A 13,831-nucleotide genomic window follows, 5' to 3' on the forward strand; every position below is an offset into this window, starting at 1 on the left:
TCAATGCCTATGCGTGGAAATTTGGAACAGGGCCCTTCGTGGCGGGCTCGCGGATTGCGGCACGTCCGCGAAACAGCGCCCGAAGATCATGAAGAAGAAGCGTCCGGAGAAAGCGAGGCGGATCGTTGTGCCTGCGTCTGGTCAACAGACACCGCAGCCGATGCAGCGCGCCGCCCGCGACATGGGCCAGCGTCGCCGTGATCGCATAGAGCGTCCCATGGTTCTTGGAAAAGTAATGCCAACGGCTGTCAAACCAGTAACCCGGAACGCGCCGCCATGTCTTCATGCCGGTCGAGACCGACCCGATATGCGCTACCTTGCTGGCGGGAAGATAGTCGGTCTGGTGTCCGGCTCGGCGGGCGCGCAGGCACAGATCGGTTTCCTCAAAATACAGAAAGAAGGTCTCGTCGAAGAGACCTATTTCATCCAGAACCGACTGCCTCATCAGCATCGACGCGCCGGCCAGCCAATCGACCGTCCGGGTCTCGGTCGGGGTCTCAATCGGTACGCGGTACTTTCTGAACAGGCGCGAGACCGGGCCGAAGTGGATTGAACCTTCGAATTCACTGGCAATGGACGGAAATCGAAAGCTGGTCAGATGAGTATCGCCGTCTGGCCCGTGAATATAGCTTCCGGCAAAGCCCGTCTCGGGCGTCGCTTCGAGATGATCCAGAAGTATGCGCAGGGCGTCCGGGGCCGGAAAGGCGTCGGAATTGAGGATGTAGACGTAATCAGGTGCCGATCCGTCGGCCAGCCCGGCGCGTATCCCAACGTTGTTGCCCGCTCCAAAGCCGCCGTTGCGCGGCGACATTATCACGCGGACGCGACCTTCCGCATCCCAGCCACGTGACGCGACCTCTCCGGACAACATCTCAAAGGATCCATCTTGACTATCGTTGTCGACAATCGCGATCCCGCCCGATAGTCCATCCATAGCATCTTTGACCGCCTCGACGGCCCGGAGCGTCATCTCTGCGGTCTTGTAGTTCAGCACGACGGTCAAAACAGTGGGACTGCTCATGCGACGGCGTCCTCGTAGATCGGCGCGTCCTCTACCGGGCGTTCGGCAATCTCGGCTTCGGCGCGTTCCAGAACACGCTTGATCCGAGACGCCAGCACCCGGACATTCGGCTCAAGTACCATGGAGTCGTGATCGCCCGGCACCTCGTAAACCTCTACCGTCGGCACGAACCGGGTCCAGTCATTGTCCGGAAAGAGGTACTGCCGTTCGCTATTGACCAGGCGGCCCGGCGCCACTTCCCACCGCGCCATGAGCGGCGGGCGGAACAGCGCGAGCGGACCTTTCCAGGGTCGCACTTGGTACTTGCCCACGCTTTCCATGAACGCCGCCTCGATTGCAGCATCATGGAACTTGGGACCGTCATCTTCCGCGTCTCCGCCGCCACGGCGTTTCTGCATTTCCCAGGCGATGCGATTGCGGACCCAGGCCGAGAAATAAGACGGACCCTGCTCTTTCAGGTTCAGCCAGTTCAGCATGATCCGGTCTCGCCGCGTCAGCGGTGGCCGCACCGGCATGGGCGAATCCAGTAAGATGACCGATGCGATTTCTTCGCCGGCGTCCTCCAGCTGACGGGCAATCTCGTAGGCCGTGATGCCGCCCCCGGAAAAGCCGCCGATCATGTAGGGTCCCTCGGGCTGCACCTGCCGCATCTCGGCGATGTAATCGCGCGCGGCCTCCTCGATGGTGAAATGCGGCTCCTCGTCGCCATAGAGCCCCCGCGCCTGAAGGCCATAGAAAGGACGGTCATTGCCCAGCAGATGCGCCAGATGCCGCAGGTTCAGGACATTGCCGAACATCCCGGCCACCAAGAAGAAGGGCGTGCGCGGCCCACCTTCGCCGGAATGCATGGGCACAAGATGGGTAAACCGCCGTTCCGGCCGCGCGGCGGACCCGCTATCGTCCTTTCCGTCAGACTGCGCATCGTCCCCGGTGTCAGACACACCCCGTTCTGCGATCAGGCCAGCGACCTTGCGGATGGTCGGGGCCTCGAACAGCACGGAAATGGGGAAATCGACATTCCAGGTTTTGCGGATCTGCGCGAACAGCCGCACCGCGATAAGCGAGTGACCGCCCAGGTCAAAGAAGCTGTCCTCGGCGCCAATAGTGTCCACGCCCAGAAGTTCGGCCCAGAAGCCCGCGAGCGTGGTTTCGATGGCGCCCTCCGGTTCCACGAACTCACTGTCGAGCTGTGGCCGCTCGAATGTCTGACCGCCGCTCTTCTGCGTGTCTTCGGCCTGTCCCGCCTGCTGGATCAGGGACGGCAGGTCCATGGACGAGAGGATGACCGTAGGCGCCTTGTCCAAGGCAAGTGCGCGCAGGAACAGGTCGCCCCCTTCTTCGGCGCGGATACCCTGCGTCAGGTTGTGACGGAGCTGTTCCTCGGCGGGCGACAGTGGCGCGATTGTCTCCTCACCGGCCTTGGTGGCGCTCTGATCCGAGGCGGCGAAACCGACAGAGGTCTCCATCCGCCGAATAGAGAAGCCATGGATATCGACGCAGACCTCGCCATCGGGCGTTGCCAGCGTCACATCGAAGGTCGCGATATCGCCCTCCGCCCTGTTGTCACCGGCGTTTCGCACCCAACTGACGATGCGTTCGGGCAGGTCGCGGAAAACCTTGACCGACCGATACGACACCGGCACCCAGAGATAGGCCTCGGGATCATACCCTTCGATCAGTTCCATCGCCCAGCCGGTCGCGAGGTCCAGCATCGCCGGATGCAGCCGGTACCCGGCCCGCGTATCGCCGCGGGCAACCTCGGGCAAGGCCAGTTCTGCAAGCCCCTCGCCATTGCCAAGAGCGGTCGACTGGATCACGCCCCAGCGTGGCCCAAAGCGCAGATGGGTTTCCTGCGCACTTCTGAGCGAGCCGCCCTTCGCCGCGCGCACCGGTGTGGCGCAGCGTGCGGCGATCCCGGCAATGTCCAGAGGACCGGGCCTGCGCATCGGCAAGATCGAAATCTGTGCCTGCGCGTTCACTTCCCGCGCGTCCTCGGCACCGCTTTCGACCACAAGCTCATAGCCCGTGTCGGTTCTGGGAAGGCGCAGGTAAACCGGTCTCGTCTCACCCGCGCCCACCGCCAGCGGGCGCATGAAATACAAATCGCGGATTTCGAACGCGGCGGTTTCCCCTTGCCCTGCCAGAGCCTCCGCGGCCAATTCCAGGTAGCCAGTGCCGGGCAGCACAGCATGGCCCGCGCCGGTTCGGTGATCGTTCAGGATCCAACGATCCTTGGCGACGTACTCGGCGGTAAAGACGCGGTTGCCCACGGCGTCGAATGTCTTTTTGTCCAGAAGTGGCAGGCCGGCGGGAAGCACGGGTGCGTCCTTGCCGGCGCCGGTGCGCAAGGCCATGGCATCGGCGGCCATGCCGGTATCCGCCCAGATCCCCCATCCGATCGCGAGCACACGCGTCTTGTCGCCGGCGCGCGACCGGGCGTAAGCGTTGAGATACTCGTTCGCCGCCACGTAATCCACCTGCCCCGTTGGCGCGGTGGCGGTGGAGCTGGACGAAAACAGAACCAGCCAGTCCACGTCTCCATCCGGAAAGACGTCCTCGAGAACGCGCGTGCCGTGCAGTTTGGGGGCAAAGACATTCTCGATCTCGGTCATCGACTTGGTCTGGATCAGACCGTCCTCGACGACGCCGGCAGCATGGATGATACCGTGCACCGGCCCCATAGTCTGCTCGATCTCGGCACGGGCGTCGCGCAGATCCTCGACATTCGAGACATCTCCGGCGAGGCAGATAACCTCGCCGCCCGCGTCTTCGAGCGCCTTCACCGCGCGGATGTGGCGCGCCAGAGGATCGCCCGGCGCGGTATTCTCCAGCACTTGGTCCCAACTGTCCTTTGGCGGCAGGCCGCTGCGTGACATCAACACGATGCGCGCGCTAGCAACCTCGACCAGCCGCCGCGCAAGGGTCAGGCCGATACCGCCGACACCACCGGTGATCAGAACAACGCCCTTCTCCTTGAGGCGCGGCACTCCGGCCTCCGGGTCGTCCAGAGGCTTGGGCCGCCACACCATTTCATAGCGCTTCTGCCCGCGCACGGCCGCCTCCAACGCCGCCGGCGGCGACAGGATCTCTTCCAGCACGGGGATCGTGAAGGACGACAGGTCGGGCATGGCCCGACCCTTCGCCTGCGGCAGGTCTAGATCGAGCGACGAGACCGTCATCTGCGGAAACTCCCGCCCGATCACCCGACCCGGCCCCGCGAGCGTCGCCTTCTCCGGAAAGAGCAGCGCCTCGTCGCGGACTTGCACCGCCCCGGAACTCAGGACAGTCACATGCAAGGAATGACTCCAGCCTTCGTCGCCGATGGCTTGGGCCAGGAACAGCAGGCTGAAAAAGCCCTGCTCCAGGTTTCGGTGGAAAAAGCTCGATCCCGGTCGATGACTTTCCCGCGTGGTCGCCAGCCAACCGTGAACGACACGGTCGGGCAGAAACTCGCGGTCCATCAGATCGCCGATCAGCGCGTCATAGCTCTCGCGGCCGCGTTCAGGCGACAGGATATAGCCTGCTTCTCCGTCCCGCGCAAAAGTGTCACCTGCACGGACCGTTATCACCTCGTGGCCCGCTGAGCGCAGACGCTCCGTCACGCCATCGCAAAGGCCCCCGTCATCTTCGAAAATAAGCCAGCGCTGCGGCGAAAGATTGGAAAGATCCCCGGTCACATCGGTTTCGCAGGCGGCATAGGCTGGACGCCAGGCCGGGGCCCAGCCCCAGTTCTCGGGCGTTTCGTCGCGCATGAGCCACTTGCTGTCTACCTCGCTTTCGACCTTTCCCGGTTCGATGAAATAATGCGACCGGCGGAAGGCATAGGTCGGCAAGGGCAAGCGGACACGTCGCGCCTCGCCCCAGTACTGTGCCCAGTCGATCTCTCCGCCAAGGGCCCAGACACGCCCCAGCATCGCAAGGAAATACGCGTCATCCGGCGTCTCGTCCTGTGGGTGCCGCAAAGTGCCTATAACCTGGTTGGCCTCGATTTCCGGGTGCTGACCGGCCAGAGAAGACAACGCCTTGCCCGGGCCTACCTCGATGAAGATCCGATTTTTCGCGGCCAGCGTACTCATGCAATCGGCGAAAAGGACCGTGCCGCGCAAATGATTGACCCAGTAATCGGGATCGGTCGCCTGTTCGGGCGAAATTATCTCGCCGGTTCGATTTGAGGCAAAGGGAATCTGCGGCGGCTTGAGGTCGATCGACTTCAGATAGGTCCTGAAATCCTCAAGAATGGGATCTAGCATGCGGGAATGAGCCGCGATATCTATCTGTATCCGTTGGAAGTCGATGTCACGCCGCTTAAGGTCTTGTTCAAGCTTTTCGAGAGCGGCTTTTGGCCCGGTGGCCACTGAAAGCGACGGTGCATTTACTGCCCCCAGATCAAGGTCATCCCCCAGAAGCGGTTTCAAATCTTCCGCTGCGAGCGCCACTGAAAGCATGCCACCGGCGGGCACCGTGTCAAACAAGCGCCCACGTAGATGTACAAGCCCGATACAGTCTTCGAAGGACATCACGCCGGCGACACAAGCCGCGGTGTTCTCACCCATCGAATGCCCGACAAGCGCGGCAGGTTTGACACCCCAACTCATCCACAGCTGAGCCAGCGCATACTCGCAGATCATGATCAGCGGCAGCTGAACCGACGGTTTCTGCAGCTTGGCATCGGCATCGTCTTCTGCGCCTTCTTCCGGCAACCATAAGGCACGGATGTCAAAGTCGAGCTTGGGATCAAGGATCTCGAGCCCGCGATCCATCCATTCGGCGAACACCGGTTCGGTCTCATAAAGATCGCGTGCCATTCCGGCATATTGCGAGCCGCCGCCCGGGAACATGAATACCGTGTCCGGCCGGTCGAGGGCAACGTGATTGAAGACCTCGCGCGGATCGTTGGCGTCCAGCTTGGCGGCCGCTTCCTCGTGGGTTTCGGCAACCACAACGCGACGGTTCTCGAAAGCGTGGCGGCCTTCCTTGAGCGTCCAGGCGACGTCTGCCAGATCCCCGTCGGTATGTTCGCGCAGATGGGCTGCCAGGTTCTGCGCATTGCCATCGAGGGCTGCCTTTGAACGTGCCGACAGCAGCAGCATCTGGAACGGCCAGTCCGACGGCTCGGACGCCGCGCGTTCCGGCGCCTCTTCGAGCACGGCATGGGCATTGGTGCCGCCAACGCCAAGCGAGTTGACGGCCGCACGGCGCGGCCCACTGTGGCTCACCCAGTCCGACAATTGGTCGTTGACGCGGAACGGAGAGTTCTCGAAGTCTATCGCCGGGTTCGGCTTTTCATAATTCAGCGATGGCGGGATCTGGCGGTGGTGAAGCGCCAGGGAGGTCTTGATGAGGCTCGCGACCCCGGCAGCGGTGTCCAGATGGCCGATATTCGTCTTGACCGACCCCAGTTTGCAAAAGCCTGTCTCGGAAGTGGTTTCCTGAAATGCCTGGGTCATCGCGGCCACTTCGATCGGATCGCCCAGATACGTCCCCGTGCCGTGGCACTCAACATAGTCAATCGTGTCGGCGGTGACACCGGACATCACATGCGCCTCGGCCATCGCCTCGGCCTGCCCCTCTACCGATGGAGCGAGATAACCCGCCTTGGATGCGCCATCGTTGTTGATCGCCGAGCCCTTGAGCACCGCCCAGATGTGGTCTCCGTCCCGGATGGCATCTTCCATTCGACGCAGAACTACGGCCCCCGCCCCGGAGCCGAACACGGTGCCCTGAGCGCGATGGTCGAACGCGTGGCAATGGCCGTCGGGCGAAAGAACCTCACCTTCCTTGTAGATGTAGCCACGGTTTTGCGGCAACTCGATCGTCGAGCCACCGGCGATTGCCATATCGCAATCCCCGTTGAGCAGCGCTTGCACCGCATAATGCGTCGCCACCAAAGAGGTCGAACAAGCGGTCTGAACGTTCACGCTGGGGCCGGTCAGGTCAAAGATATGGCTGACGCGGGTTGCAAGGAAATCCTTGTCGTTACCGGTATGGCGCAAAAGAAACAGGCCAACATCATCGACGAGATCACGGTTGGTGCAGACGTTGAAATAGAAATAGCTGCCCATACCGCAGCCGGCATAGACTCCGATGGGCCCTGTGGTGCCCGACGGGGGATGACCGGCATTCTCAAGCGCCTCCCAAGCGACTTCCAGAAACTGCCTGTGCTGAGGGTCCATGATCGCCGCTTCCTTGGGCGAGAGCCCAAAGAATTCGGCATCGAACTCGGCGAAACCCTCCAAAGGCCCGGCTGCGGGCACGTAATCAGGGCGATCCAGCATATGCGGCGCCTCGCCCGACGCGATCAGTTCCTCTCGCGTGAATCTGCGGATCGACTCGATGCCATCACGCAGATTCCGCCAGTATGTCTCGATTCCGTCGGCTCCGGGCAGATGCGCGGCCATCCCGACAATCGCGATATCCGTCGCGGTTGAGTCCGCGCTCTGAGACTCGGCGTTCTGCGTGATCAAATCATTCATAAAATCACCCTGTATATTACTAAACCTATCAAACCAGCGTCATACCACAAAATGCATTGAGTCAATAATCTCTCCCCTATTTTGCGGCATCAAAGCCCGCGCTGTTCATGTCCCGGGCGCAATACCCGCAACGCGGTTCTATTTTCGCTTATACAGAAAATCGCCTGCGCGGCGAATCACGGGAATCAGCTGATTCTGCCCTCTAATCTGTCAGTGCTCGTTTTCCGAGCTTGCTTATTTTTGGCGTGTGAGGTTGCCTTTGTTCTCTTCTGTAATCCGTCAGCGCCTACCGGACAGGTTTATGGGTTTGAGCAACGGAGGATTTCTGGTTCATCGAAGCCATTATGGAGCGAAGATGCACAAAGCATCCGGAACATCGGAAGACACGGCTGACAAGCTGGTCAGGGGCATCAAACGGAAGACCCGCAAACACTACTCGGCTGAGGAGAAGACCAGGATCGTCCTGGCTGGCCTGCGTGGCTAGGAGAGCATTTCCGCTCTGTGTCGCCGCGAGCAGATTGCCGAGAGCCTGTATTATTCCTGGTCCAAGGAGTTCCTGGAAGTCGGGAAGTCCCTGCTTTCGGGCGACACTGCGCGCCAGGCGACGACACCCGGGGAAAACAGCTGCGGTCAGAATCGGCCGTTCTGAAAGAGGTGGTTGCTAAGCTGAAGCTTGAGAATCGGCTGCTCCAAAAAGTACGATCGGGCGCGCTCTGCAGAATGCTACGCATTCGCCTTCCGGGTAATAGATTGGGAATACGGAGAATGAGATATGGCTGCAGAAATCGGCATGGTAAGTCCGGATCCCCGACAGATCCACAAACCGGTCGATGGAGCGCAGTAGCTGGCTATGCGGCACATGCTCCGCAAGCGAGAAATCGTAAAACAGCGCCGGCTGCCCCTCGTGCCGCGGCCCCATCATCGGCCTTCCTCCCACCCCGTGCATGAATTGAATTGGCCAGAGGCCTCTCGTTCAAGAACAAGTTCTCAACGAGATACGCCCAACGCTTTCTTCGACAGAACGCGCGCGGGCACCCCCACGGCGGTCGCGCCGGCCGGCACATCGCTCAGAACCACGGCGTTCGCGCCGATGACCGCGTGATCCCCGATCGTGACCGATCCGAGAATTTTCGCCCCCGGCCCAACATCGACATGCCCACCCAACAGCGGCGCCCCGTTATCACCCCGATTCGTCCCGAGTGTAACCTGCTGGAAAAGAATGCAGTTCGGCCCGATTACGGTATCGGGATGAACCACGATCCCGTTTGGATGCAGCATGATCAAGCCGCCGCTAATCTGGGTTGTCAGCGGTAGATCCGCACCGGTCACCGCCGACCAGAACCTGTGCCGAAGCGCGACAAGTTTGCGTCTCGTTCGGGACAGGCGCCGGCCCTCCAGCGCCTGGTACTCCCGAATGCACTTCAGCAACCTGCAGGACGGGTCCCACCAGCGAGTCGGAGCTTCGCGGCTCCAATCGGCTTTGCTAGCTGATATGTCCTTCACCGTGCCATTTCCAATCGGTACTGCAAACTGTGATGCCTCAGCGTAAAAGCTCGAAATCACGCTCCAGCGAGAAGAAAACGCCGTTCGACGTTCCCCGCCCGAGCGGCGCACCCTCATCGATAAACCGATGCTCCAGCCCTAGGCTCATATCCCAGTCTGCCGTCAAATTGCGCCGATAGGTAAGGTAGACACTCCCCTGTTCCTGACTCACCCCCGCAGGATCCGGACCGTCCACCGCGATATCGGCGTAGGCCACATCAAACGAGAGGCTTGAGAGCGCCGTAAGATCAACTTCGTAGCCTGCGTCCATCCGGGTCGTGATGGTGGCGTCGCTCACGATATCACTGATCGCGACATCGCGCGACAAAGCCACGTCGAAGCGACTGCGCGGCCACTCCGTCATGTATGCGATCCGGCCAATGGGCAGCGGATCGAACGTATCGCCCTGCGCCACCCCGAGGCTGATATCCAGCGATCCCGTCGGAAGTTCCAGCCGCCGTCCGACCTCGAATTCGTTCTGTCTGCCAAGCTGCGTCAGGATCGTGGAGGCGTCGATCGACAGTTCTCCGTTCGGCATCTCCCGGGTGTAGCCGACGCCCCCCACAAGACCACTTGTCGAGCTTCTGGCGACAGGTGCGAGCAGCCGTTCGGTGATCTCCGTGTGGCCGACTTCCAGAGAGAAGACCGACACGGGCGACGTATCGTATTCCAGGCCGAGAGTAATGTCGCGGGTGTCCCGTTCCGTGTCACGGATGTCTTCCGCCTCGAAGCGCTCTTCCTCGAACGAAAGCGTCGCACGGGCGACAGGCGAAAAGCGGAAAATGAATCCGAGCTGCGCCCGATCTGTGCGGTTCTCAAACAAAAGAGGATCGGTCGTGTCGCTGTAATCCAGCCTTCTGCTATCCGCCTCGACAAAAAAACCCAAAGGCGCTTCAACTCCGGTTTCAAACCGAAATCCACCAACGATCTCTTCTCTCGTGCCGCGGCCTCGGAAGAAATCCGCTACCCCCAGGCTGCTTTGCGACAACGGGTCCGAAAAGGCCAGGTCGAGTTTCGAGTAGTTCGCGAACAGAGCCAGTTGGCTGTTGCCGTTGTCTCGCTCATATCTCACGTTCAGGCGCGGGTCACTCAGGCGGGCCTCGCGGCCGACCAGAGGATCGTCAAGCAGCCGCAGGACCGACTCCGCCGACAGCGAGAAGCTGTCGATATCCGTTTCGGTGTCCAGTCCAAAGGACAATCGCGTGTCCGAGGCATAGGTGGTGCCCGCAGAGCTTGGGGCCAGGATCAGGTTGTCGCGTGCATAAAACGTCTGGCTGACACCGAACGTGATCAAACGGCCAGGCTCGCCATCCTGGCCGCTGGCCGGCAGGACGCCCGCGCCCAACAGGCACAAGGCGCTGCACGCCAGTCTAGGCGCGGGCGCGGATATTCTGGCCCATCTCATCCTGAGGCGTCTGCTATTCAAACAGTCTGCGTTGCGGTGCTTCGACCACATCGCCCGGCGCCAGCCGCGTACCGCCGCTTATGCCCGTCGCACTGCCGGCCGGCGTCCGGGAATTGAACCGGTACGTGTTGACGCGGCCAGTGTGCCGGTCGGTCCTGTGCAGTTCGATGCGCTTGTCGGCGGCAAATCGGCTCAGACCGCCGGCTTCGGCCAGGAATTGCAACAGGGTCGTGCCCGGTTTGACCTCGATGCGCCCTGGCTCCTCGAACTCGCCGATGGCGTAGACATCCATGAGGTTGCTCGTTTCCTCGATCTCGGCCAGCTCGTCGATCGCCACATAGACAGTGGGCGCCGAGGCGAAGTTGGGAGTGAGCGCCGTGGTCAGATTGCGCCGGACTTGTTCGACCGTGCGTCCGGCAGCCCTGATCGCGCCCACCATGGGAAAGTTGATACTGCCATCCGGCAGGACCAGCAAACGACGGTTCAAGCTCGAGTCCTCAAGCACATCGACCTGCAGAATGTCCCCCGACCGAATGACATAATTTTGCGCCGATGCTGTCAGGGCGGAGGCCAGAAGCAGCCCGAGGCCCAGGACGAGCGCCGCAAACCGATTTCCAATGCTATTGCGCATGAATACACCTGTTGTTTGTTATGCAAGTCCTGCCTGCAAGCAGATCGTTGCTTTGGAGGGACTATGACAAATCCGACGCGCCATGTGTATGAAAATCGCTACAAAACATGGTCACTGCGGCAGATTTACCGATTGGTCGAAACAATGCGCGTCCCTCAGGACACAGAAGTGTACCGGTTTCTTGATAATGTGGCAGATTCGTGCTGCACTTTCGCCTCCGTGTCCCTATGCAAGGTTCGGGGTGCGCAAGGAGAGCGGTGAGTGGGTCGGAGCCGGCTCGGGTGCTCAGGGCCTTTACGTCGCACGACCGCTACAGGGGAAACTTGGACGCAAAATGTCGGCAGACCAGCTTTACGAGTCCTTTTTCGGGTTAACGGAACGGCCGTTCTCGCTCGTGCCGGATCCCGAATACATGTACTGGACGCCGGAACACAAGCGCGCCTATTCGATCCTTGAATTCGGGATCATGTCCCGAGCGCCGATCACTCTCATCACGGGCGAGGTGGGGGCCGGGAAGACCACGCTGCTTCAGAAGCTCCTGTCGGATATTGATGATAACGTCACCATCGGTCTGATCTCTAACGCGCAGGGCGGACGTGGCGAACTCGTTCAGTGGATCTTGAACGCATTGGACATAAACGTCGACCCCGCGGCGGCCTACGTTCAGTCTTTCCGGGTTTTGCAGGATTTTCTTCTGTCGGAATACGCAGCCGGATCGCGGGTCGTTCTGATTATCGACGAGGCCCAGAACCTGTCCGCAGAAGGGCTGGAGGAGTTGCGAATGTTGACTAACATCAACTCCAACAAGGATGTTCTGATCCAGCTGATCCTTGTCGGCCAACCGGAACTGCGAGATATGGTTAACGCGCCGAACATGAAACAACTGGTTCAGAGAATTTCGGCGAACTTCCATCTGTCGCGCATGTCCCGCGAGACCGTTTCGCAGTATATCTCGCATCGTCTCCGCACGGCTGGTGGAACGGGAAACGAATTCACACGCGAGGCCTGCGATCATATATTCAAGGAAACCGACGGTGTTCCCCGATTGGTTAACCAGCTTTGCGATCTGGCGTTGCTCTACGCCTGGAGCGCGGAGGAAAACACCGTTGAAAACCGGACGATTCAGGCAATCATCGACGATAATGTGTTTATGAACCGCGCGGCAGATACCGAAGAGGACGGATCCTGAATGGAAGACCTGCGCTATTATCTTGCCGTTTTCAAAAGGCGCCTGCCCTATTTTCTTATCGTGTCGACCTTGGTGTCAGCGATATCTGTCGTCGTGGCCTATACCCTGCCTCCGGTCTACGAAAGCCGGATGGTCCTGCTGGTCGAGGCCCCGAAGATTCCCGAGGACTTGGCAAGCTCGACCGTCCAGACACCCGCGTTTGAGCAGTTGCAGCTCTTGCAACAGCGCGTGTTCACACGAAACAACCTACTGACCATCGCGCGCGAGCACAACGCGCTACCGGAAATGTCCGAAATGTCCCCGGACGAAATCATTGGCCGAATGCGAGATCGCACAGGGATACAGACCAGCAACCGTTTCGCGCAGGAAGTTCCACTTATGACCGTCAGCTTCGAAGCGCCCGTCGCGATCACGACGGCGGCGGTGCTGAACGCGTACCTGGACCTCATCCTGCAGCAGGATACAGAGTTCCGGCGTGGACGGTCCACCGAAACGCTGGAGTTTTTCCAGCAGGAGCTGGAACGTCTGGGAGCCGAGATTGATCGGCAAGGGGCTCGTATCCTTGAATTCAAGCAGGCCAACACCGATGCCCTGCCCGATAGTCTGGATTTCCGGATGGACCAGCAGTCCGACCTTCAGGACCAGTTGGCTGAGATCGACCGCGAGATAAACGGTTTCCGCAGCCAGCGGTCCCGGCTGGTGCAGCTCTATGAACTGACCGGCGGGGTCGAAGACGCCACCACGCCGGTCCAGAGCGCCGAAGAACGGGCGCTTGAAGAGGCAAAGACCGAGCTGCAGAACGCGCTTGCGATCTATGCGCCCGATAACCCTCGGGTAAAGCTTCTCGAGACCCGTATCAAGAACCTGAAGGCGGCCGTCGACGCCTCTGCCGATATTTCCAATGAAACGCGCGAGCCGGTTTCGGAAGAAGACCTGCCGCCTGTGCTGCGGGTGCAACTTGATGAAGTCGACGCAAGCATAGATGCGCTCCAAGCCCAAAAGGAGCGAATTCAGGAACGCATCGACGCGCTGACGACCACGATCGAGAGAACGCCAGAAGTGGCAATCGTTCTCGAAGAGATGAATCGCAAGTACGAGACCATTCAGGATCAATACGAGCGGGCCGAAGAGCGCCTCTCGGCAGCGCAGATCGGCGATCAGATCGAAACCCGCTCCCGCGGTCAGAGGATCACGGTAATCGAACAGCCCACGGTCCCGGACAGGCCCACCAAACCGAGCCGCAAGAAACTGGCGGTAGCGGGCAGCGGACTGGGGATGCTGGCCGGCATCGCGCTTATCGTACTCCTGGAATTCATCAACAATACGGCCCGTCGGCCCGAGGACATCATCAAGCGCTTCGGGGTCACACCGATCTCGACAATTCCTTATATCCAGACCAAGGGGCAGCGGATTTGGCGACGCGCGCGGCAACTTCTGGTTCTTCTGCTTATTGTGGTCGGGATTCCCGCCGCGCTCTATGCGATCCACATCTACTACCTGCCGCTTGATCTTCTCGCCGAGAAGGTCATGGAAAAACTGGGCATACGGCTATGACATGCCTTTGCCCCCT

The 13,831-nt window shown here is 60.5% G+C and carries 7 protein-coding genes and 1 pseudogene; 3 read left to right on the forward strand and 5 right to left on the reverse strand.

What is annotated here, in order from left to right:
* Positions 1-7: 7 nt before the first annotated feature.
* Together FIU86_RS17850 and FIU86_RS17855 are read right to left on the reverse strand one after the other, a co-directional pair.
* The gene (locus FIU86_RS17850; RefSeq protein WP_152476314.1) at positions 8-1,021 is read right to left on the reverse strand and encodes a glycosyltransferase family 2 protein; all 1,014 of its coding nucleotides are present in this window, start codon (positions 1,019-1,021) and stop codon (positions 8-10) included.
* Positions 1,018-7,494 (reverse strand): type I polyketide synthase, encoded by a 6,477-nt coding sequence (locus tag FIU86_RS17855; RefSeq protein WP_152476315.1) that lies wholly within the window; start codon positions 7,492-7,494, stop codon positions 1,018-1,020. The genes FIU86_RS17850 and FIU86_RS17855 overlap by 4 nt, the downstream gene beginning before the upstream one ends.
* A 355-nt stretch (positions 7,495-7,849) precedes the next feature.
* Here FIU86_RS17855 and FIU86_RS22870 point away from each other — a divergent pair.
* A pseudogene (locus tag FIU86_RS22870) lies at positions 7,850-8,190 on the forward strand (transposase); the annotation flags it as partial.
* Between the two features lie 291 nt (positions 8,191-8,481).
* Here the strand turns inward: FIU86_RS22870 and FIU86_RS23045 are convergent.
* The 3 genes from FIU86_RS23045 to FIU86_RS17875 all read right to left on the reverse strand — a co-directional run bounded on the left by FIU86_RS23045 (position 8,482) and on the right by FIU86_RS17875 (position 11,072).
* Complete coding sequence (locus FIU86_RS23045) at positions 8,482-8,772, reverse strand: serine O-acetyltransferase (RefSeq protein ID WP_302848753.1); 291 nt, start codon at positions 8,770-8,772, stop codon at positions 8,482-8,484.
* A 262-nt stretch (positions 8,773-9,034) separates the two neighbouring features.
* The gene (locus tag FIU86_RS17870) at positions 9,035-10,381 is read right to left on the reverse strand and encodes a hypothetical protein (protein ID WP_152476317.1); all 1,347 of its coding nucleotides are present in this window, start codon (positions 10,379-10,381) and stop codon (positions 9,035-9,037) included.
* 73 nt (positions 10,382-10,454) lie between these two features.
* Positions 10,455-11,072 (reverse strand): polysaccharide biosynthesis/export family protein, encoded by a 618-nt coding sequence (locus tag FIU86_RS17875; protein WP_152476318.1) that lies wholly within the window; start codon positions 11,070-11,072, stop codon positions 10,455-10,457.
* A 334-nt stretch (positions 11,073-11,406) separates the two neighbouring features.
* Here FIU86_RS17875 and FIU86_RS17880 point away from each other — a divergent pair, with 334 nt between their 5' ends.
* Together FIU86_RS17880 and FIU86_RS17885 are read left to right on the forward strand one after the other, a co-directional pair.
* Positions 11,407-12,261, forward strand: a complete 855-nt coding sequence (locus FIU86_RS17880; protein WP_152476319.1) for an ExeA family protein — start codon at positions 11,407-11,409, stop codon at positions 12,259-12,261.
* A complete protein-coding gene (locus FIU86_RS17885) occupies positions 12,262-13,815 on the forward strand; it encodes a lipopolysaccharide biosynthesis protein (protein ID WP_152476320.1) in 1,554 nt (517 codons plus the stop codon). It abuts the gene before it with no gap.
* Positions 13,816-13,831 lie beyond the last annotated feature (16 nt).

The sequence above is a fragment of the Roseovarius sp. THAF9 genome (assembly GCF_009363715.1).
Lineage (GTDB): Bacteria > Pseudomonadota > Alphaproteobacteria > Rhodobacterales > Rhodobacteraceae > Roseovarius.